Raw genomic sequence first — 21,117 nt, forward strand, 5'->3', positions numbered from 1 at the left:
ATTGTCGACCCAAACACACGCCACAGCGCCCTCAAGCGTGTGTTTGGGTCGACAATCGTGCGACGACGGAGCGAAGATTGGGGTCGAGCGCCCGGCATCCCGCTGTCGGGCAACTTGTGGTGTCTTTTATTGGCGCGGCGTGCGTCGCGGTTGCGGGGGTACAATATGGCGTTCCGCAAAAAGGCACTGACGCGAAAGGCACCGCAGGTATGGCAGCGACGACGAACCCCGCAATCGACCAGGACGAACAGCCTCAGGGTGAGGCACCCGGCCGCGCGCCCGGAGGCCCCGGCCGCCCCGGCGGCGACAAGGTCACCCGCATGGGCACGGCCTCCATCCCCAAGCTCATCGTGGAGTTCGCCATCCCGTCCATCTTGGGCATGCTGGTGAACGGCGCGTACAACGTCATCGACTCCATCTTCCTCGGGCAGGCGCTCGGCGAGATCGGCCTGGCCACGGCTACGGTCGCCATGCCCATCATGACCGTGTTCATGGCAATCTCCATGCTGGTGGGCAACGGCGGCAACGCGCTCGCGGCGCTGCGCATGGGCGAGGGCAACCGCGACGAGGCCGAGCGCAGCCTGGGCAACACGGTGTCGCTCTCGCTCGTGTTCGCCCTGGTGGTGGCCGTGGTCGCGCACATCCCTGCGTGCATCGACGGCCTGCTGGGCGTCTCTGGCGCCACGCCCGAGGACTGGGATTTCGCGCGCTCGTTCATACAGATCATCTCGCTCGGCTTCGTGTTCCAGTGCATCGGCATGGGCGTGAACAACTTCATCCGCACGGCCGGCGCGCCCAACCGCGCGCTCACCACCATGATCATCGGCGCGGTGGCGTGCACCGTGTTCAACTTCCTGTTCGTGATGGTGCTCGGCTGGGGCGTGCAGGGAAGCGCGCTGGCCACGGTGTGCGGCCAGGCCCTCTCGTGCGGCTTCGTGCTGTGGTACTTCGTGTTCACCAAGAACGTGCCCATGAAGCTGCGCCGCCGCTGCCTGCCGCTGCATCCGCGCACGGTGGGGCTCATCGTGTCGCTCGGCCTGGCCAGCTTCGCCGTGCAGGCGGGCATGGCCGTGGTGAACTTCGTGCTGAATAACCTGCTCAACCTGTACGGCGCGCAAAGCGCCATCGGGGCCGAGGGCGCGCTCGCGTCCATCGGCGTGGTGCAGCGCGTGTCCATGTTCACCGTGCTGCCGCTCATCGGCGTGGCTATCGCCATCCAGCCGCTGCTCGGGTTCAACTACGGCGCGCACCTGTTCGAGCGCGTGAAGAAGACGCTGTGGTGCGGCATCGTGGGCGCCACCGGCATCGGCGTGGTGCTGTGGTCGCTCGTGCACCTGTTCCCAGAGGAGATCGTCGGGTTCTTCGGCATCACGAATCCGGAGCTGCTCGACTTCACCGTGTTCGCGCTCAAGGTGCAGCTGCTCATGCTGCCCATCGTGGGATTCCAGATCGTGGGCTCGAACTACTTCCAGGCCACGGGGCAGCCGCTCAAGTCCATCTTCTTGTCGCTGACGCGCCAGATCCTGTTCCTCGTGCCGTTGCTCGTCGTGCTGCCGATGGTACTGCCGTCGTGGTTCCCGCAGTTCACCAGCCTGGATGCGCTGTACTTCGCCACGCCCATCTCCGACTTCCTGGCCATCTTCACCACGGTGGTGTTCGTCATCATCGAGATGGGCCGCTTGAAGAAGCTCGAGCGCGGCGAGGTGAAGGCGAGGTTCTAGCGTCTGCCGGGGGGGGGGGCGATCGTCACCCGCATTGTCACCCTGGGAAGAGCCCGCCGGTTTACGCGAACCGGCGGGCTCTTCTATACTGCGACGCTGCGTTGGACGAAAACGAGGAGGTCGCATGGAAGAGCGAGCGGTGCGCGGCAAGAAGACGATAGCGGGGGCACGGGGGCGCACGCGCTCGATCGCGTTCGTGGGGCTCACGATCGCGCTCATGGGGGTTTCGGCGTGGGTGGCCATCCCGTTCGGCCCCGTCCTGCTCACACTGCAGATGTTCGCGCTCATGTTCGCCCTCCTCGCGCTCAAGCCGCGCGAGGCCGTGGCGGCCATCGCGGGCTATCTGGCGCTGGGGGCCATCGGGCTGCCGATGTTCTCGGGCATGCGCGGCGGCATCGGCATGCTGCTGGGGCCGACGGGCGGCTATTTGTGGGGCTACCTGGTGGGCGCGGTCGCGGCGCTCGCCGTGCGCGCGGGGCTGCGGCGTGTGATGGGCGGGGGAAAGCGCGCGTGGGCGGCCGACCTCGCGGCGTGCCTCGCGTTCATCGCGGCGACGTACGCGTGCGGCTGCGTGCAGTACGCGGCCGTGGTCGGGGTAGACCTCGCGGCCTCGTTGGCGGTCACCATCGCGCCCTTCGCCATCCCCGATCTGGTGAAGGCCGTGGCAGCCGTCGCATGCGCCCGCGCCGTCACCCGCGCCATCTGACGATTACCCCGTCCCTTCGTCACGCCCTTTCCCCGCGCCTACACCAAAAAAGAGACAATTACCCCGTCCCTTTGGCTCATTTCGCTTGGCGAAAGGATGCGCTATGGGGTAAACTTCCGTCCACGAGACGGCGAGACGGAAGTTCGGGTGGGCGCATGTACCGAGTGGCGATGGTGGAGGACGATGCCGAGCAGGCCGAGGCCCTCGCGCGGATGATCGACGGTTTCCCCCGTCGCGACGAGCTGTCCGTCACGCGGCTCTCGAGCCTGCCCGAGCTGGAATCGTACACGGGGGGGGGCTCGCTGATATCTTGCTGATGGATATCGTGCTCGGCTCGCGTGCGTGCGACGGCATCGAGGCGGTCAAGCGGTTCGCCCCCGACGGCTGCGGCACGCAGGTCGTGTACGTCACCGGGCATCCCGAATACTGCACGAAGGTGTACCAGACCGAGCACGTGTACTTCCTCACCAAGCCGGTGGCCCAGGCGCACCTCGACGACGCCCTGGGCAAGGCGTTGGCCAACCTCGAGCGCGCGGCAAGTCGCCCCATCGCGGTGCAGACGGGCGGCACGGTGCACGCGCTCGTGCCGGAGCGGATCGACTTTATCGAGAGCGACCGCCGCAAAGTGCGCATCCACCAAGGCCAGGAAGTGATCGAGGCGTACGCCTCCCTCGCGGAGCTCGCCGAGAAGCTGCCGGCCTCGTTCGTGCGCTGCCACAAGGGCTTCCTCGTCAACATGGACCATATCGCCAAGCTGCAGAGCTCCGACGTGCTGCTGCGCTCCGGCGAGCTCGTCCCCTTGAGCCAGCGAAGGCGTCCTGCCGTGCGCGAATCGTTCATCGCGCATCTGCAGGGCCGGCGCTGACGCCGGGAGGACGGCCGTCCCATGTCCAACGCGCTGCTCGAAGTGCTCATCACGCTTCCGCCGCAGGTGGCCATCGCCTGGGGTTTCACGCGCGTGCTCCCCATGCGCTGCGCGCCCCTGTTCGTCGTGGCGAACGCGGCGGTGGTCACGGCGCTCAATGCGATCGGCGAGCGCTTCGTCGACGTGTGGGCCGGGCTGGTGCTGCTGCTCGCGGTGTGCTTCGTGCTGCCGTTTGCCCTGTATCGGGGATCGCCCCTGTTGAGGGCCGTGGTTGTGGTGGCGGGCAACGTGTGCGACAGCCTCGTCCACGGCCTGGCATTCGCCGTGTGGGCTGCGCTGATGGAAGCGCCGGTGCCCGACGACATAGGGCCGTACTACGACGCGGTGCGCGCCAACCCCGCTTCGTTCGCGGTGTCCGAAGTCGTGAGCATCGTCGCCGCCGTCGGCATGTTCGTGCTGCTCGCCGCGGTGGTGCGCCGGTTCCGCGGCGGCGAGGCCTTCGTCCACGGATGGATCTCCTTCAGCTTCCTGCTGAGCCAGGTCGTCATGATGGTGGAGCTGCTGATGGTGGAGGCGCACTTCGAGGTCTCGGCGGAAATGGCGACGGCCACGTGCCTTCTGCTGGTCGGCTGCCTCGTGGTGGATTGGCTCCTGCTCACAGGGATGGGCCGCTACGAGCGCCTGCTGCTCGACCGCGAGCGGGGGGACGTGCTCGAGCGTCAGCTTGAGGCGTCGCTCGCCTCGTATAGCCAGGTGGTGGACGAGATGGAGCGCACGGGCCGCATTCGCCACGATCTGCTCAACCACATGCAGGTGGTGGAGGCGCTGGTTGCGGAAGGCCAGGTGGAGCGCGCGCGGAGCCACGTCGCGGCGTTGCGGGGCGCGCTGGCCGAGGGAAAGCGGGAAGCGGGCGATATCCGATGACGGGCGAGCAGCTGATAGCGGCCGCATCCCTGGGAGCGCTCGCGGCCGCCGCCGTGGTGCTCATGCTGCCCCGTCGCGACGTGGCGGGCCCCCGGAGGTGGTCGAACCTCCTGCTGCCGGCATCCCAGCTGGCCCTGGCTGCGTTCATGTTCCACCACATCGTGGCATCCGGCCTCCCCGAATGGCTGTTCGCGCTGGTGGCGGGTACCTGCTTCGCGTGCGCCCTGGGCGACGTGGTGCTGTTCAGGGCGCTCTGGAAGGCCGAGCGCGCCGATGTGGAAGCCGAGCGAGCCCGCCTGCTGGAGGAGCAGGTGGCCATGCAGGACGAGCATCGGGCCCGACTCGAGGCCGACTTGCGCGACGCGGGGCGAGTGCGCGAGCAGCTCGCGGCAGAGCTCGATCGGGTGGACGAGCTGCTACAGGCGCACGAGCTGGCGGAAGTGCCCGGCCAGCTTGACCGGGCGGCGCGTGCGATGAAGGGCGCGGAGGGGCGCTGGTGCGAGCATCCCGTTGTCGACGCGCTCGTGGCCGCGAAGGCGCGGACGCTCGCGGATGCCGGCGTGCGCTTCGACGCGCGGCTCAACGTGCCGGAGGACCTTCCCCTGCCCGACGTGGAGCTGTGCGCGCTGTTCTCCAACACGCTGGACAACGCGCTCCATGCCTGCGCGAAGGTGCCCGCCGAAGGGCGGTTCGTCGAGCTTCGCGCACGGAGCGCGGGCGGGTTCTTCCTGCTGGACATGGCCAATGCGTGTACGGCGGACGCTACGGCGCAGGGCCCGCTCGCGAAGGCGAAGCGCCCCGTCGTGGGCGGGCACGGCTGGGGGCTGAGGATCCTGCAGACCATCGCCGCGCGCCATGCGGGCACGTGCTCGTTCGAACGCGAGGAAGGGGTGTTCCGCACGTCGGTCGCGCTCGAGCTCCCGCGCGCCTGACGCGCTGTGCCGCAATCGGTTGCGACATGTGCAGCTGCGTTTGAATCGTTCGTCTTGAATCTGCCTTCTGCGATGATGAAAATTATCGGGATTGCACGCTGTCGCAGGTGCTATGGGCAGGAAGACGAGGTTCAAGGGAGTCGAGCGATGGACGGGTTGACGGTAGGCAGGCAGGGCGCAGCTTCGGGCGCTGTGAGATCGAAGGTGCTGCGCGTGCTGGTCGCGGCGATGATGGCGCTGGCGCTCGTGCCGGCCGTGGCGGTGGATCAGGCCTTCGCCGCAGAGCCGACGTTCGTGGGCAGCGTGCACTACCCGGTGCAATATGACGAGAACGGCTACCCCCTCTACAACGAGGACGGCACCTTCCAGCGCGGGAACCCCTACGTCACGCTGGCAAACGTCGAGAACGCCTCGGGCACGCTCGTCATCCCCGCCTCGTTCGACGTGGTGGTGCGCGCGGAGGACGGCACCGAGACCGTCGAGCGCGACGTGACGCCCGTGAGCATCACCTTCGGCGGGCGCACGTACGTGCCCGGCGTGGGCGAAAGCGAGGACAGCTGGAAGAACGCGGCTGTCACCTCCATCGACATGTCGCAGTGCGCCACGGTCGAAGGCGCGTACTTCTCCCAGCTCTCCTCCGTCGAATCCGTGGATCTGAGCGGGCTCTCGAATCTGCGCGCTGCTTCGTTCAGCAGCTGCCCGTCGTTGCGTACGGTGAGCACGGACGACCGCTCGGCGATGGAGCGCTTCTCTCTGGGCATGTGCGATGCGCTGTCCCTCCCGGATTTCTCCCAGCCGCAATGGTCGAAGCTCTCCGACCTCTCCATCACCGGCTTGTACGAGGACCTCACGTCGTTCGACGCCTCGGTTCTGCCCGAGCTCACCTCCCTCACCATCCAGCGATCCTATCTCGAGCAGATCGACGTGTCGCGCAACCTCAAGCTGGAAAGCCTCAGCCTGCATGGCAACCGGCTGACGGAGCTCGACGTGGCGAAGATCCCCGCGAACGTCACGAGGCTCTATTGCGCGTACAACAACATCTCCGACACCGATGCGCTCGTCGAGCGTTTCGGGGAGAGCAACGTGCTGCCGCAGAACTCGGCGTCCCGCCCCTCTGGCCTGACGGTGATCCCCGAGCGGCTGGCGCGCGGGGTCCTGATTCCCGGCGAGAACTTCAGCCATGGGCTTGCGGACTCGTACTATCCTGCCGTTTCCGAGAGCGACGCCTTCTACAAGGAAGGTTGGATGGAGCGCAACGCCGCCGCGAACTTCAAGGCGGACTCAAGCGATAAGAGCGTGGCCACGGTCGAGATCGTGGACGAGGGCAACCCGCAGCTGCGCGTGAACGCTCTCAAGGCCGGCACCACCACGCTTACCATCGATTACTCGTTCAAAGGCTCCTTCGGCACCTATGCCGCGACCCAGGTGGTCGACTACACAGTGGCCGCGAGCGCCAATCCCATCGCGTCGGTGTCGTGCGCGTCGTCGGCGGACGTGCCCTTCGTGACGGAGTGCGCGATCGATCATCAGAGCCATCGTGAGACGGGCGGCGGTATTATGGTTCCGCTCGACATCGTCGCACAGGACCCCGGCCGCGTGCCCACGCAATCGGCGCATGTCGAGATAACATCGGCCGACCCGAGCATCGTCATCGGCAATTTCGAAGTGGAGCCTTACGGGGTTGATAGCGAGTACGCCGTTCGCCTGAACCCGTACAAGGTGGGTTCCACGACGGTGACCCTGACGGGCGTCACCTACGTCGACGGTCAAGAGGTGCGCACCGATCCGGTGACGATGCAGGTGAACGTGGTGGAAAGCGCGACTCCCCAGATGCGGGTGGCGGAGAGCTTCAAGACCGCCTATTACAGCGGCGGCGGCAACTCCGTCGCCATCGTCGGGATGAGCAGAGATGGCGAGGGGCCGACCGCGCTTGCCTCCTACATCCAGGACGAGGCGTTCAAGAACATGGAGCAGTGGCACGGCGGCAACGGATTCGCCGTTGGGAACACCGTGTCGACGGCCAACGGCGAAGTGCAGGTGGTTACCGCCGTGAGCGACAACGAGGCGGTGGCGTCCGTGTCCTACGAGCACGGCGCCCGCCTGGATATCAAGGGGCCCGGCACGGCGCGGGTGACCGTGTCCGACGTGTGGGGCAACAGCGGCACCTGCGTCGTGACCATCTTCGACCGCGCAGCCGAGGCGCAGAAGCTGTCGCTCAAGCAAAGCGAGCTCACGGTGAAGGTGGGCGAGACGTTCGACCTCGCTTCCCTGGTGGACGGCACGGAGAACCTCGATACGTGGCTGACCAGCGGCGTCGAGCTCCTCGTGTTCAAGTCGGCCAACGGCTACATCGCCCCCATCAAGTATTCCGAGGATGGGAAGCACAACGTGACCATGCTGTTGGCGCGCAACGTCGGCGACGTGACGGTGGAGGCCGGCATGCTGACCGGCAACGACATGGGCGGCAGCCTTGAATACCTCGATCAGTGGGAGACAACCGGATTCGGTACGCTCACCGTGCACGTGGTTCCGGCTGAGACGCCGAGCAACCCGGCCACGGCGGTGGAGGTGACGGGCGCGTCCGACACGGTGGAGATGGGCTCCTCGCTGCAGCTTTCCGCCGCCATCACGCCGGCGGATGCCACCGACGTGGGCACGCTGGCCTGGTCGTCCTCCGACGAGGCCGTGGCCACGGTGGACGCCTCGGGCAAGGTGGCTCCGGTGGCGCCCGGCACGGCCGTCATCACGGCTACGGTGGGCTCGGTGTCCGGCACGTTCGAGGTGACCGTGGTGGAGAAGACGATCCCGGCGACCGGCGTGAGCATCTCTGCGGCGGACGACGCCATGGACGTGGGCGACGTGCAGCAGCTGACGGCGACGGTCGAGCCGGCCGACTCCACCGATGCGGTGGAGTGGTCGTCCTCGGATGAGAAGGTTCTGGCCGTCGACCAGAACGGCCTGGTGACGGCCGTGGGCAACGGCACGGCGACCATCTTGGCGCGCGCGGGATCCGCCGAGGGCGAGACAGGCGCCATCACGGTGACCACGCCGGTGACGGGTGTGGCGCTGGACGCCTCCGCATTGGAGCTGTACGCGGGCGCGCAGGCGTCGAAGCTCGGCGCGACGGTGGAGCCGGCCACGGCGTCGAACAAGGCGGTGACGTGGGCCTCGTCCAACGAGGGCGTGGCCATGGTGGACGCCGAGGGCAACGTGGCCCCGGTCGCGGCCGGCACGGCTGCCATCACGGCCACCACGGCCGACGGCGGGTTCTCCGCCTCGTGCCAGGTGACGGTGAAGCAGCACGCCACCGGCATCGCGCTCGACAAGCACGAGCTCGTACTGACCGGAGCGCAGACGGCGGCGCTCAAGGCGACGGTGGAGCCGGACAACGCCACGAACAAGGGCGTGTCCTGGGCCTCCTCCGACGAGGGCGTGGCCACGGTGGACGCCGAGGGCAACGTGGCCGCGGTGGGCAAGGGCGCGGCGACCGTCACCGCCACCTCCGAGGACGGCGCGTTCTCCGATGCCTGCGCGGTGACGGTGAAGAACCCCGCCACGGCCGTCGAGCTCGATCCGTCGTCGCTCGCGCTCGTCAAGGGCGAGGCGGCCGATGTCTCCGCCGTGCTCTCCGGCGAGCTGCCGGGCGAGGTGGACGCGGTGGATGCCGCCGCCTGGTCGTCGAGCGACGGGTCGGTGGCCGCAGTGGCCGACGGCACGGTGACGGCGATGTCCAGCGGCTCCGCAACCGTCACGTACGAGGCGGCGGTTGCTGGCGCGAAGGTCGTGGGCACGTGCGCGGTGGCAGTGACGAACCCCGTGCGCGCGGTGGCGATCTCCGACGCGTCCAAGAGCGCGACCGTGGGCGACGCCCCGTTCACGCTGACGGCGACGGTCGATCCGGCCGATGCCGACGACGCCAAGGTGACGTGGTCGTCCTCGAATCCGGCCGTTGCCGAGGTGTCCGCCGACGGCGAGGTGACCGTGCACGCCGCCGGCTCGGCGAGCATCACGGCGTCTGCGTGCGGCATGTCGGCGGCCTGCGCGCTCACGGTGAACGCGAAGGAGGTGGCCCAGACCCCGCAGGGCTCGGGCTTCGCGGCCAGCGTGACGGCGACGGACTCCGCCACGGTGGAGCGCCTCGAGCAGCTCGGCGACGAAGGGGGCCTCAACCTGGTGGTGCAGGCCATCCAAGAGCTCACGGCCCCGGCCAGGGAGGCCATCGAGTCCCTGACGGCCGGCGGCGCGAAGGTGGCCGAGGCGTTCGACATCCACTTCGCCAAGGACGGCGGCGAGGAGATCGTGCTCTCGGCCGGCGAGGGCGGCGCGGTCGAGCTGACGGTGAAGGTCAAGCTCACCGACGCCATGCGCGCGCTGCTGGACGAGGGCATGGCGCTCCAGGTGCACTACGTGGGCGACGACGGCGCGGTGGAGGACAAGCAGACGTGGGTCGAGGACGGCTTCCTCTGCTTCGTCACCGACCACTTCAGCGACTACGTGGTCACCGGCGTCCCGCCGAAGGACGAGGGCGGCCAGCCCGCGCCCCCGCCGGCCGGCGGCCAGCAGCCCATCGTCCCGACGGACGGCGGCGATCAGGAGAAGGACGGCGGGTCGAAGGACGGCGGGTCGAGGCTCGCCCCCACGGGCGACCCCCTGGGCGCGGCCGTGCCCGCCGCCGCCGCGCTCGCCTGCCTGGCCGCCGCCGCGATCGCGCTCGTGCGTCGCCGCATGGCGGAGTAGCGAACCGCTCCGAATGCGAAAACGCCCCGGCAACCTTCCGGCTGCCGGGGCGTTTCTTACGCCTCGAACACCACGGCGCCGCTGGTGAAGCCGCCGCCGAAGGCCACGAGCACCACCTTGTCGCCGCGTTCGATGCGGCCGCTCGCGTAGGCGTCGGAGAGCGCCATCGGCACGCTCGCTGCCGACGAGTTGCCCGCGTTGGCGATGGACAGCTGGAAGAAGTCCATCGGCCGGCCGAGCTTCTTGGCGGCGTACTTGATGATGCGCTCGTTGGCCTGGTGCGGGACGATGCAGGCGACGTCGTCCAGTTCGAGGCCTGCACGCTCGAGGGCCCGGGAGATGGCCACGGTCATGGCCTCGGCGGCGAACTTGAACACCTTGGGCCCGTCCATTCGCAGCGCCTGGCGCAGCTCGCCCGCACGCACGGCCTCGTCGATGCCGAGTTCCGCGTCGATGCGCGGCAGGCCGGGATCGACCGTGGCGGCGGCTTCGGGCGAGACGCCCTCGGCGTCGAAGGGCTGGGGCGCATCGTAGCCCATGGCGCAGGTGAGGGCGTTCGTGACGTCGTCCTCGTTCACGATGAAGCTGCTCAGCATGCCGGCGCGCTCCTCGCTCCACTCGAGCACGGCCGCGCCCGCGCCGTCGCCGAACAGCACGCAGGTGTTGCGGTCGGCCCAGTTGGTGAGGCGGGTCAGCCGCTCGGCGCCCACCACCAGCGCGCGCTTGACCGGGTTGCGGCCCTGCGCGCCGGCCGTCGCGGGGGAGGAGGCGGCCATGAGCGACTCGGCCACCGTCAGCCCGTAGACGAAGCCGGAGCACGCCGCGTTCACGTCGAAGGCGATGGCGTTGTCCAGGCCGAGCCGACGGCGCAGCAGGCCCGCTTGCGAGGGGGTTACAGCGTCGGGCGTGATGGTGGCGCAGATCACGAGGTCGATCTCGGCGGCCTCGACGCGGCGCTCGGCGAAGCCGCCCGCCTCCCAGCCGAGAGCCTGGCGCGCTGCGGCCTCGCCGAGGTCGGTGTTCGTCTCGGCGACGGCGATGCGCCGGGTCTTGATGCCCGTGCGCGTGCTGATCCACTCGTCGTTCGTGTCGACCAGCGCCTTGAGCGCGTCGTTCTCAACCTCCAGCTGGGGAAGGCGTTTTCCGCATCCGATGATCGTGGTGCCCATGTCGCTCCGTCCTCGGTCGCGCTCCGTCTGAGCGTCGCAACGGCCTGCAAATGCTTAGATAATCAAACTATTTCGATTATAGCACCGGGCCGCCGGGGAGGGGCGATCCGAAAGGGACTTCCACAAAGCGCGCGCCGTCGGGCGTCAGCCGTCCGTCCCTCGCCGGCCCGCGCGATGTTTCACGTGAAACATCCGTACGTGTCAGCACGCGGCGCGCACGAGGGCGCGGAACAGGCCCAGGTTGTCGTCCAAGTACTCGGGATGCCATTGCACGCCCAGGAAGAAGCGGCGGGTCGGATCCTCGAGCGCCTCCGCCACGCCGTCGTCGCTCACGGCCGTCACCTGCAGGGCCGGTGCGATGGCCGCCGCCGCTTGGTGGTGCATCGAGTTCACGAGGATCGACGGCCCCTTCGCGCCGAGGGATCGCTCGAGCACGCTGCCCTCGGCGACGTCCACGCGCTGGCGCACCTCGTCGTAGGGCGGCTGCTGACGGTGCTCCGACCGGGTCAGCCCGCAGGCGCGCAGGTCCTGGTGCAGCGTGCCGCCCAGCGCCACGTTCATCACCTGCATGCCGCGGCAGATGCCGAGCGTGGGCAGGTCCCGCGCATGGGCCAGCCGGGCGAGCTCCAGCTCGAGGGCGTCGCGATCGGCGGACACCGAGGTCGTCTCGGCCAGCCGCACGCCCTGCCCGTACAACGCGGGATCGATGTCGCCGCCGCCGGCCAGCACGAGGGCGTCGATGCGGCCCGCAAGCTCGCGCGCCGCGGCCTCGTTCGGCGCGCGTCCTCCCGGAGTCGATGGGATGAGCAGGGGCGTCCCGCCTGCGGCCGCCACGCTGCGCACGTACTCCACCGTGGCGCGCTCCACGGGGACGCGCTCCCCCTCAAACTCTTCGACCACGTGGGTGGTGGTGATGCCGACTATCATGCCGCTGCCTCAGTACAGCGTCGTGCGCAGCAGGGCGAGCAGCGTCTCGCACGACGGTTCGCCGCGCTTGACGGACGTGAGCATGCTCGTCCACACGAACGCGCTGAGGGGTTCGGGTGCAAGCGGGCCGGTCAGACGCGCGCGGTCGATGCGGGGATCGCGATCGAGCGCCATCATCAGGCCCCTGCGGATGTGCGAGAACGTGGCCTCCTCGCGCCGATGCGCCGCGGCCAGGTCGTGCGCGTTGAGCGCCGACACTTCGGCCAGCCAATCGCTGCGGAAGCGCGCGAACGCCCGCGAGGTCTCGGCGGCCAGCTCGCGGCAGAACTCCACGAAGTCGGTTCCCGAGGCCGCAAGGGGCATGCGGTCGGCCAGCGACTCGTTCCAGAAGCGGCCCACCACGTCGTTCACCAGGTCGGACTTCGTGGGGTAGGAGTGGTACACGGTGCCCACGGCCACGTCGCACGCACGCGCGACCTCGCGGATGCTCAGGCCGGACAGCCCCTTCGTGCGCGCGATGTCGTAGGCGGCGTCGAGTATCTGCTGCTTGCTTATGACGGGTTTGTTGCCCATGATCGCCTTCCGTGTGACAAGCTGGCGGTGACGCCGTTCATTGTAGTCGAATGTCCTAGCATCTCCGTGGAGAAACCGTGGCGGCGGCCGATCCCCTTGCGCAGCGCCCTTCTGCGGCTTAATATGAACGATGTTCATTAACGAACATCGTTCATATTAAGGAAGAAAGGAGCGGGTCATGAGTTTTGAATTGATCGTGGCGAGCATCGCCATCACCTGCGCGCTGGTCTTGTACACCTTCGGAGTGTTCGGGGAGAGGCGTTCGGGCACGTTGTCGCTGCGCCATGTGCTGCTGTTCTGGGGCGGCCTCGTGTGCGACACCACCGGCACGATGATCATGACGAACATCGCCCAGCAATCGTCCGCGGGAGGCTTCGGCATCCATGCGGCGACGGGGGTCGTCGCCATCGGGCTCATGCTCGTGCACGCCGTGTGGGCCACCGTCACCTTCGTCCGTCGCAACGAGCAGGGCATGAGGCGCTTCCACACGTTCAGCACGTTCGTTTGGCTGGCATGGCTCGTGCCCTACATCATCGGCATGCTCGTGGGTATCCCGATGATCCATCTCAACGCCGTCTGCGCCATCGGCACGAGCCTCGTCGTGGTGGCAGTTCTCGCGTTCGCGCTGTTCCGCGGCGGGAAGAGGCATGCGCACGCAGCGTCGCGCTAGGCGCGCGGACGGCCTCAGCGGTCGGAGGGGATGGACGGCAGCGCGATGATGAAGCAGGCGCCTCCGTCGGGCAGGTTGATGGCCTCCACCGTTCCGTCGTGCGCCTCGACGATGGACTTCACGATAGCGAGCCCCAGCCCCGTGCCGCCGGTGCCGCGGCTGCGCGAGGCGTCGGTGCGGTAGAAGCGGTCGAACAGGAGCTTCGGATCGACGTCGCCGAAGCCGCAGCCGTCGTCCTTGACGGCCAGGATGGAGTTGCCCTTGAGGCCGAACAGCTCGATGGTGATGCGCCCGCCCGGGGCGATGAAGCGGCTCGCGTTCTCCACGAGGTTGGTGACGGCCTGCTTGAGGCGGTCGAGGTTGCCCAGGACGTCCGGGGCCTCGCCCACGATCTCGGTGTGCGCGTCGCGGGCGCGCAGGATGGGCTCGAGGGCGTCGATGACGCCGGACGAGAGCTCGCGCAGGTTCACGCGCGCGAGCTCCATCGGGGCCGCGTCGTCCTCGATGCGCTGGAGCGTGAGCAGGTCGTGCGTGAGGCGGCTCAGGCGCTCGCTCTCGTTGATGATGATGTCGCAGAACTTCGTGTGCAGCTCGGGCGGCAGGTCGGGGTCGTCGAGCATCTCGGCGTTGCCGCGGATGGCGGTGAGCGGCGTGCGCAGCTCGTGGGCGACGTCGCTGATGAACGCGGCTTGGCGGCGCTCCTTCAGCTGCAGGTCGCGCTGCTGGGATTTCGTGGTCTGCACGAGCGCCTTGAAGTCGGCGGCCAGCTCGTCGGCCTCGCGCAGCCTGCCGTCGGGTTCGAACGGCACGTCGGCTCCGGAGCGGTAGGCGGCGGTCTTCTTCGCCAGCATGCGCAGCGGCTCGGAGAGGAAATGGCCGATGACCAGGCTGAGCGCGAACACGACGATGCCCACTGGCACGAGCAGCAAAAACGCCTTCGGCGGAGTGTCGAAGGCGAGGAGGCAAACCAGGAGTATCACCGCGCCGGCGAGGAGCGAGAGCAGCGTTGCCAGCAGCGAGAAGTATGTCTGCAGTCTCTTTATTGCTTGAACCTGTATCCGTAGCCGCGAACAGTTTCCACCAGACCGGGGTCGTATCCGGCGGACTCAATCTTATCACGGAGTCGCTTGATATGGGTGTCAACCGTCTTGGTTTCGGTCAAGTATTCCCAACCCCACGCGTCGCGCAGCAGGTCCTCGCGCGAAACCACCTTGCCGGCGTTCTTCATCAGGCTGGCCAGCAGCTCGAACTCGCGCGGCGTGAGGTCGATCTCGCCGTGCTCGCCGGAGGCCGTGTGGGCGTCCTCGTCGAGCGTGATGCCGCTGGCGGTGACGGCGTGGTTCGCGCCGGGGAAGTCGCCGCCGCTTCCGCGACGCAAAAGCGCGCGCACGCGGGCGATGAGCTCGCGCACGCCGAAGGGCTTGGCCAGGTAGTCGTCGCCCCCGATCTCGAGGCCCACCACCTTGTCGAGCTCCGTGTCGCGCGCCGAGAGGAACAGCACGGGAACGGTGGTCTTGGAGCGCAGACGGCGGCACAGCTCGTAGCCGTCCATTCCCGGCAGCATGATGTCCAGCACGAACAGGTCGTAGGGGTTCTTCGTGGCGAGGGCCAGCGCGTCTTCGCCGTTGTCGACGACGTCGGTGAAGAATCCCTCCTTCTTCAGGGCGTAGCTGACGAATTCGGTGATGGAGGGCTCGTCGTCGACGACGAGGATGCGATGCGGCGTGTCGTTCATGTGTTGCCTTTCTATCAGATGGGGTCCCGTGTCCGGTGCCTGACAGATGCTCGTGGGCGGGTTGTTATAACCCGACTTTGACAGCAAAAGAGGCTGTTTTCCTGGGTTCACCTTGGGAAACGACCGCTTTGCGTTGCTGGTTTTATGTTGTGGAACAGCCTCGCTCACATTTTCTTCGTAGAGGCGAGCATGTCCTTGATCTGCTTGCGGGTGTAGCGGCGGCGCGCGAGGTCGAGGCCCGCGACCCTCCCCAGCTCATCAGAAAGATCGGTTCTGTGTCCGAACAGATAGACGTTGGCGTCCTCGTTGACGCCCGTCATGGCGGCGAGGTCATCGGCTATGGCCTGGGCGGAGTGCTTCCAGCCGAGGTCGGCCTGGATGAGCCTCATGATGACGAGCGCCGCGTAGCAGATCATGAAGTGAGCGCGGATGCGGTCCTCCCTCGACACGTAGACGGGCCGCGCATCCAGGGTCGATTTCGTGACCCTGAACGTCTCCTCGATCCTCCACAGGCCCCGGTACAGCTCGATGACGTCGCGCTCGTCCATGTAGGTCTCGCTCGTGACGATGCAGTAGTAGCCGTCCATCGCCTCGTCGGCGGCGATCTTCTCCTCGTCGAGCGACCAGAGGTGCTCGGCCACCTCTCCGGTGGAAGGCACGCAGGGGGTGTCCTTGGCGTAGCGCACCGATGAGCGGGCCTTCGCGCTCGCCATGCCCCCGCGCTCGATGGCGGCCTTCGATTTCTCGATGACCTTGGCGCGCTCGCGGCGCGCCCGCTCGAAGAAGTCTTTGCTCCAGAAGGCCACCTGCTTGACGGGGATGCGCTCTTTGCGGGTCGCCCCGTCCTCGCCTTCCACAACGACCTCCTTGTAGGACTGGCGGGACTTGACCTTGAAGGTCCCCGCCTCGTTCTCGGCGTAGCCCCCGTCTTCGAGCACCCACGCCTTCAGGGACCTTGTCGCCTTGCGCACCGATTGCGAGAACGCGAACCCGTTGCCGTCGAGCACGGCTGCGGCGATGTTGTTCGAGGTGTTGAGGCCCTTGTCGGCCACCACGACCGTGCGCTCATGGGGGTGTCGTGAGCGCATCTTCTTCATGACAGGCAGCAAGGTGAGCGAGTCGTTCACGTTGCCCGAGAACACCTCGTAGTCAAGCGGTATCCCGTCGGCGTCGAGGAGCAGCCCCATCTGGACGATGGGGTTGGGCCTGTGCTCCTTGGAGACGCCGCGGCGGCGCAGGTCGTCCTCGTCCTCGATCTCGAAGTAGTAGTTGGTCACGTCGTAGTAGGTGCGGCTGCGGTCGCGCTCGCGCAGGCTCTCCACCGCCGAGTCGAGGTGCGCCTTGAACCTGTCCTCGTAGCGCGCGAAGAAGCTCAGGGCATGGTAGACGTCGTCGAGCGAGAACTCGCAGCGGTCGGGCAGCATCCCGCGCTTCTCGAAGGAGGCCTTCTTCGACTCGGGGGAGAGGATGCGCATGTAGGTCAGCATGCGGAACGCCGCGTTGGCGTCGAAGCCCAGGTGCGCGTGCACCTTGCGGCTGTCCCAGAACGCCCCGATGCCGAGCGCGTGGTAGTAGCGGGAGAGAACCAGGGAGCCTATGTTGAGCCGGGTGGCAGAGGCTCGCTTGTCTATCCTCTCGGACATACGGGCCTCGATGAGGACGGGCGCCTCCGAGCGCCTCTTCTCCTCGGTCAGGGCCCTCGCCCGCGCCTCGAAGTGGGCGATCGGGTCCTCGTACGCCTCTTCGAGCTCGTCGAGGTACCCGCAGCTCTCGACGGTGCGGGTGCGCACCTTGCCGTCTTTCCGGAATCCCTCGGTGATGGAAAGGTAGATGCGCCCCTCGCGCGTCTTGGTCTTCTTGAGATACATCGCCCCAACCTTCTCGCACTGCTTTTCATCACCCCTGATTATATCATAAAACATAACCGTCCAGAACGAGAAATATTCTTTAAACTTGACAAAAGAATACCCGCTGACCAGCGGGTACGACGGGAAACCAGGCGGTTATGCGCTCAAACTCCGGAGCTCCGTGTCGCGCGCCGAGAGGAACAGCACGGGAACGGTGGTCTTGGAGCGCAGACGGCGGCACAGCTCGTAGCCGTCCATTCCCGGCAGCATGATGTCCAGCACGAACAGGTCGTAGGGGTTCTTCGTGGCGAGGGCCAGCGCGTCTTCGCCGTTGTCGACGACGTCGGTGAAGAATCCCTCCTTCTTCAGGGCGTAGCTGACGAATTCGGTGATGGAGGGCTCGTCGTCGACGACGAGGATGCGATGCGGCGTGTCGTTCATGTGTTGCCTTTCTATCAGATGGGGTCCCGTGTCCGGTGCCTGACAGATGCTCGTGGGCGGGTTGTTATAATGACGAGTGCAACTATAAACATCCGCGCTGCCTGCAAAGGAGACTGTCAAAAACATGTTACTTGCTATCGACGTGGGCAACACCCAGACGGTGGTGGGCGTTTACCAGGGCGAAAGCCTGCTGCACCGGTGGCGCGTGGCCACGAATAAGAAGCACACCTCCGATGAGCTGCGCGTGAAGCTGGTGCCGCTGCTCAGCTCCGAGGGCATCGCGGTGGGCGATCTGGACGGCGTGGCGCTGGCCTCCGTCGTGCCGCAGCTGACGCTTTCGTGGTGCGCGGCGGTGCGCCGCATGATCGGGCGCGAGGCGCTCGTATGCACGGCCGAGGCGGCGGGCGGACTGTTCGAGGCGGACTATCCGAACCCGCGCGAGGTGGGCGCCGACCGCGTGGCCGACGCCGTGGCCGCCAAGGCGCTCTACGGCGCGCCGGTGGTGGTGGTGGACTTCGGTACGGCTACGAATATCGAGGTCATCGACGCGGAAGGGAAGTTCGTGGGCGGCGTGATAGCGCCGGGCGTGGAGACGTCGGCTTCTGCGCTGTTCTCGCATGCCACCAAGCTCGGGGCCATCGATCTGGTGGATCCCGGGGTCGCCATCGGGCGCAACACCGAAGAGGCCATCCAGGCGGGCATCGTCTACGGCGAGGCCGACCGCGTGGACGGCCTGGTGCGGCGCATCTTCGGCCAGCTGGGCTACGAGGCGCCGGTGGTGGCCACGGGAGGCCTCGCCTCGCGTGTGGCGGCCCAGTCGAGCACCATCACCGCCACCAACCCCGAGCTCACCCTCGAGGGCCTCCGCCTCATATACGCCGCGCGCGAGGCGTAGCTGTCCCAAACGGGGATATTTTGGCATAAAAGGGGACAGTCCCCTTTTATGCCATTTTGAGCGCTGCGGGGATAAAGGCGTCCTCGGGCAGGGTGCTCTCGATGCAGCGACGTCGCTGTTGCTTTACGCCATCAGGGCTACTGCGTCGTGAGGCGCGAGGGCGGCTACGGGCGACTTGCTCAGAAGCACCTCGTCGCTGGTAACGAGGTAGTCCGCTTTCGAGCGCTCCATGGCGGCAAGCACAAGGTTGTCCTCGAAGTCGTTGTGTACGGCGCGGTATTTCGCGGCAATCCAAAGATCCGCCTGGTCGATGGGGACGACAGTCGCCAATTCCTCCATAGCGCGCACGCAGCCCCATGCATACTCGTTGATGGCTGCGGCGACGCCTGCCGTAACCTCTACGTTCTTCGCTCGGATCTTTCGCTTCTCCCGTTCATTGAGCAGGTAATAGACATCCTTTATCGATGAGGCTGCAAAAAGCAACGTCGTTTGCTGGCTCGTTGCAAGCGTGACAAGCTCTACGGCATCGTCCCTTCCCGGCCGGTCGCTTGCGAAAAGGTCAAGCCATACGTTCGAGTCCAGAAGCAGTCTCGTAGATGCGGTGATCATAGCAGCCCCCGCTCTTCCCAGCGCGAGAACAGGGCTTCTCCTCGGAGCTGCCGGTCGTCGAGCGTTATTTCGGCATCTGTGCAAAAGCCCAGTTCGGATTGTAGTTGTGAGTGCAGGTTCAGGCTGTGCTCCAGCACCTCGAGTTTCCTGGCGATAGCCGACTGCGAGGAATCCCGGGTGTCTTCGGCCTTCTCAAGGAACTCCCTGACCGCGCTCGGCTCGTGTGCATGCGATGCGGCGAACGTCCAGAGTGCGCGAACGGCATGCGAAGGCGAGTACCCGGCCTGCTTCAAAACAGCATCGCCGCGCTCCTTCATAACCGAATCGATGCGAGTATTGAACTGCGTCATTGTCATGGCAGCCCCCTCTTCTACTCCCCCGGCATCCGTTTGCCGCCGAACTGCTTTAATGCGATGATATCAGTATAGCATTATATGGGATTACTTGCTATCAAGCTCCGGTGATTCCGATTGGTGGGATTTGATGGCCCTTGGGGGAAAAGAGGTGGTCAAGGGGCGTGAAACCAGTAGAATGCAGGGAAAGCGTACCGACGAGGAAAAGGGAGGGCCCGACGTGTTGAGCGACATTGAAATTGCCCAAGCGACCGAACCGCAGCCGATCAGCGCCATCGCCGAGAAGGCGGGCGTGCCGCAGAAGTACCTGGAGATGTACGGCACGAACAAGGCGAAGGTGGACTACAACCTGCTCAAGGACGTAGAGCACACGCCGGGCAAGCTCATCCTGGTCACGGCCATCAACCCCACGCCCGCCGGCGAGGGCAAGACCACCACCACGGTGGGCCTGGCCGACGCGCTAGCGAAGCAGGGCAAGAACGTGGTCGTGGCCCTGCGCGAGCCGTCGCTCGGCCCCGTGTTCGGCATCAAGGGCGGCGCGGCCGGCGGCGGGTACGCCCAGGTCATCCCCATGGAGGACATCAACCTGCACTTCACGGGCGACTTCCACGCCATCGGCGCGGCCAACAACCTACTGGCGGCCCTGCTGGACGCGCACATCCAGAACGGCAACGAGCTGGGCATCGACGTACGCAAGATCACGTGGAAGCGCGTGGTGGACATGAACGACCGCCAGCTGCGCAACATCGTGGACGGCCTGGGCGGCAAGGCCCACGGCGTGCCGCGCGAGGACGGCTTCGACATCACGGTGGCCTCCGAGGTCATGGCCATCTTCTGCCTGGCCACGAGCATTACCGACTTGAAGGAGCGCTTGGGACGCATTGTGGTGGGCTACACCTTCGACGACAAGCCGGTCACGGCGCACGACCTGCATGCCGAAGGCGCCATGACGGCCCTTTTGAAGGACGCCCTGAAGCCGAACCTCGTGCAGACGCTCGAAGGAACGCCGGCGTTCGTGCACGGCGGTCCCTTCGCCAACATCGCGCACGGCTGCAACTCCATCATGGCCACGCGCATGGCCATGGCGCTCGGCGACTACTGCGTGACCGAGGCCGGCTTCGGCGCCGACCTGGGCGCGGAGAAGTTCCTCGACATCAAGTGCCGCCTGGCGGGCCTGAAGCCCGACGCGGTGGTGGTGGTGGCCACGGTGCGCGCTTTGAAGAACCACGGCGGCGTGGCGAAGGCCGACCTCAACGAGGAGAACCTCGAGGCGCTGGAGGCCGGTCTGCCGAACCTGTTGCAGCACGTGGAGAACATCACGCAGGTGTACCGGCTGCCGTGCGTGGTGGCCATCAACGCGTTTCCCACCGACACGAAGGCCGAGCTCGACCTGGTGGAGGCCAAGTGCCGCGAGCTGGGCGTGAACGTGGCGCTGTCCGAGGTGTGGGCCAAGGGCGGCGAGGGCGGCCAGGCGCTGGCCACCGAGGTGGCGCGCCTGTGTGCGGCGGGCGACGCCGATGGCCGCAGCGCCGCGACGTTCGCGTTCTCCTATGAGGATGACCTTTCGCTCGCCGAGAAGATCGAGGCCATCGCGAAGCGCATCTACCATGCCGACGGTGTGACGTTCGAGCCCGCCGCGAAGAAGGAGCTCGCGCAGCTTGAGGCGCTCGGCTTCGGCGGTATGCCGGTGTGCATGGCCAAGACGCAGTATTCCTTCAGCGACGACGCTGCCAAGCTCGGCGCTCCGCGCGGTTTCACCGTGACCGTGCGCCAGGTGAAGGTGTCGGCCGGCGCCGGCTTCGTGGTGGCACTCACGGGCTCCATCATGACGATGCCCGGCCTCGGCAAGACCCCGGCCGCGTTCAAGATCGACGTCGACGAGGATGGCAAGATTTCGGGATTGTTCTAACATGTTCCGGCGGTCTGCCGACCGCCGGAACCACCCGACATGCTGCGGCCGCCCGTGAGCGACGGTAACATTTAGTCGATTATACTCTACGATACTCTTGAAAT

At 66.8% G+C, this 21,117-nt stretch carries 18 protein-coding genes and 1 pseudogene; 10 read left to right on the forward strand and 9 right to left on the reverse strand.

Annotated elements, in window-relative coordinates:
• The first annotated feature begins 209 nt into the window (after positions 1-209).
• From FX134_RS10720 to FX134_RS10745, 7 genes are all read left to right on the forward strand, one after another.
• Positions 210-1,721, forward strand: coding sequence for an MATE family efflux transporter (locus tag FX134_RS10720; RefSeq protein WP_080801579.1), 1,512 nt, complete (start codon positions 210-212; stop codon positions 1,719-1,721).
• 124 nt (positions 1,722-1,845) lie between these two features.
• Positions 1,846-2,427, forward strand: coding sequence for a biotin transporter BioY (locus tag FX134_RS10725; protein ID WP_080801582.1), 582 nt, complete (start codon positions 1,846-1,848; stop codon positions 2,425-2,427).
• Between the two features lie 155 nt (positions 2,428-2,582).
• Positions 2,583-2,744, forward strand: coding sequence for a hypothetical protein (locus FX134_RS14605; protein WP_172623458.1), 162 nt, complete (start codon positions 2,583-2,585; stop codon positions 2,742-2,744).
• Positions 2,744-3,292, forward strand: a complete 549-nt coding sequence (locus FX134_RS10730; RefSeq protein ID WP_143412183.1) for a LytR/AlgR family response regulator transcription factor — start codon at positions 2,744-2,746, stop codon at positions 3,290-3,292. Before FX134_RS14605 ends, FX134_RS10730 begins: the two co-directional genes overlap by 1 nt.
• Positions 3,293-3,313: 21 nt before the next feature.
• Complete coding sequence (locus FX134_RS10735; RefSeq protein WP_080801584.1) at positions 3,314-4,216, forward strand: Spo0B domain-containing protein; 903 nt, start codon at positions 3,314-3,316, stop codon at positions 4,214-4,216.
• Positions 4,213-5,148 carry an ATP-binding protein gene (locus FX134_RS10740; RefSeq protein WP_080801588.1) on the forward strand — a complete coding sequence of 312 codons (936 nt, stop codon included), beginning with the start codon at positions 4,213-4,215 and terminating at the stop codon, positions 5,146-5,148. Before FX134_RS10735 ends, FX134_RS10740 begins: the two co-directional genes overlap by 4 nt.
• Before the next feature lie 147 nt (positions 5,149-5,295).
• Positions 5,296-9,885 (forward strand): Ig-like domain-containing protein, encoded by a 4,590-nt coding sequence (locus FX134_RS10745; protein ID WP_143412184.1) that lies wholly within the window; start codon positions 5,296-5,298, stop codon positions 9,883-9,885.
• A gap of 56 nt (positions 9,886-9,941) precedes the next feature.
• Here the strand turns inward: FX134_RS10745 and FX134_RS10750 are convergent, their stop codons facing one another.
• The 3 genes from FX134_RS10750 to FX134_RS10760 form a co-directional block, all read right to left on the reverse strand.
• Positions 9,942-11,054 (reverse strand): 3-oxoacyl-ACP synthase III family protein, encoded by a 1,113-nt coding sequence (locus FX134_RS10750; protein WP_080801594.1) that lies wholly within the window; start codon positions 11,052-11,054, stop codon positions 9,942-9,944.
• A 201-nt stretch (positions 11,055-11,255) separates the two neighbouring features.
• Positions 11,256-11,981, reverse strand: coding sequence for a gamma-glutamyl-gamma-aminobutyrate hydrolase family protein (locus tag FX134_RS10755; RefSeq protein WP_080801598.1), 726 nt, complete (start codon positions 11,979-11,981; stop codon positions 11,256-11,258).
• Positions 11,982-11,990: 9 nt separating this feature from the next.
• On the reverse strand, positions 11,991-12,554 hold the full coding sequence (locus FX134_RS10760; protein WP_080801603.1) for a TetR/AcrR family transcriptional regulator: 564 nt from the start codon (positions 12,552-12,554) through the stop codon (positions 11,991-11,993).
• Positions 12,555-12,732: 178 nt separating this feature from the next.
• On the opposite strand from FX134_RS10760, the gene FX134_RS10765 reads away from it, so the two are divergent.
• Positions 12,733-13,224, forward strand: coding sequence for an HsmA family protein (locus FX134_RS10765; RefSeq protein ID WP_080801606.1), 492 nt, complete (start codon positions 12,733-12,735; stop codon positions 13,222-13,224).
• A 14-nt stretch (positions 13,225-13,238) separates the two neighbouring features.
• Here FX134_RS10765 and FX134_RS10770 read toward each other — a convergent pair whose 3' ends face one another.
• From FX134_RS10770 to FX134_RS10785, 4 genes and pseudogenes are all read right to left on the reverse strand, one after another.
• Positions 13,239-14,153 (reverse strand): sensor histidine kinase, encoded by a 915-nt coding sequence (locus FX134_RS10770; RefSeq protein ID WP_080801610.1) that lies wholly within the window; start codon positions 14,151-14,153, stop codon positions 13,239-13,241.
• 110 nt (positions 14,154-14,263) lie between these two features.
• On the reverse strand, positions 14,264-14,959 hold the full coding sequence (locus FX134_RS10775) for a response regulator transcription factor (RefSeq protein ID WP_080801612.1): 696 nt from the start codon (positions 14,957-14,959) through the stop codon (positions 14,264-14,266).
• A 164-nt stretch (positions 14,960-15,123) separates the two neighbouring features.
• Positions 15,124-16,827, reverse strand: coding sequence for an IS1634 family transposase (locus FX134_RS10780; RefSeq protein ID WP_172623459.1), 1,704 nt, complete (start codon positions 16,825-16,827; stop codon positions 15,124-15,126).
• Between the two features lie 153 nt (positions 16,828-16,980).
• A pseudogene (locus FX134_RS10785) lies at positions 16,981-17,247 on the reverse strand (response regulator); the annotation flags it as partial.
• Positions 17,248-17,371: 124 nt separating this feature from the next.
• Here FX134_RS10785 and FX134_RS10790 point away from each other — a divergent pair.
• Entirely contained in the window at positions 17,372-18,142 is a 771-nt protein-coding gene (locus FX134_RS10790; protein ID WP_080801620.1) for a type III pantothenate kinase, read from the forward strand.
• 123 nt (positions 18,143-18,265) lie between these two features.
• On the opposite strand, the gene FX134_RS10795 is transcribed toward FX134_RS10790, so the two are convergent.
• Both FX134_RS10795 and FX134_RS14690 read right to left on the reverse strand, forming a co-directional pair.
• The gene (locus tag FX134_RS10795; RefSeq protein ID WP_080801623.1) at positions 18,266-18,751 is read right to left on the reverse strand and encodes a type II toxin-antitoxin system VapC family toxin; all 486 of its coding nucleotides are present in this window, start codon (positions 18,749-18,751) and stop codon (positions 18,266-18,268) included.
• Positions 18,748-19,107 (reverse strand): hypothetical protein, encoded by a 360-nt coding sequence (locus tag FX134_RS14690; RefSeq protein ID WP_080801626.1) that lies wholly within the window; start codon positions 19,105-19,107, stop codon positions 18,748-18,750. Before FX134_RS14690 ends, FX134_RS10795 begins: the two co-directional genes overlap by 4 nt.
• 217 nt (positions 19,108-19,324) lie before the next feature.
• Here FX134_RS14690 and FX134_RS10805 point away from each other — a divergent pair, with 217 nt between their 5' ends.
• The gene (locus tag FX134_RS10805) at positions 19,325-21,013 is read left to right on the forward strand and encodes a formate--tetrahydrofolate ligase (RefSeq protein WP_080804008.1); all 1,689 of its coding nucleotides are present in this window, start codon (positions 19,325-19,327) and stop codon (positions 21,011-21,013) included.
• Positions 21,014-21,117 lie beyond the last annotated feature (104 nt).

The sequence above is a fragment of the Arabiibacter massiliensis genome, from assembly GCF_902386925.1.
Taxonomy (GTDB): Bacteria; Actinomycetota; Coriobacteriia; order Coriobacteriales; family Eggerthellaceae; genus Arabiibacter; species Arabiibacter massiliensis.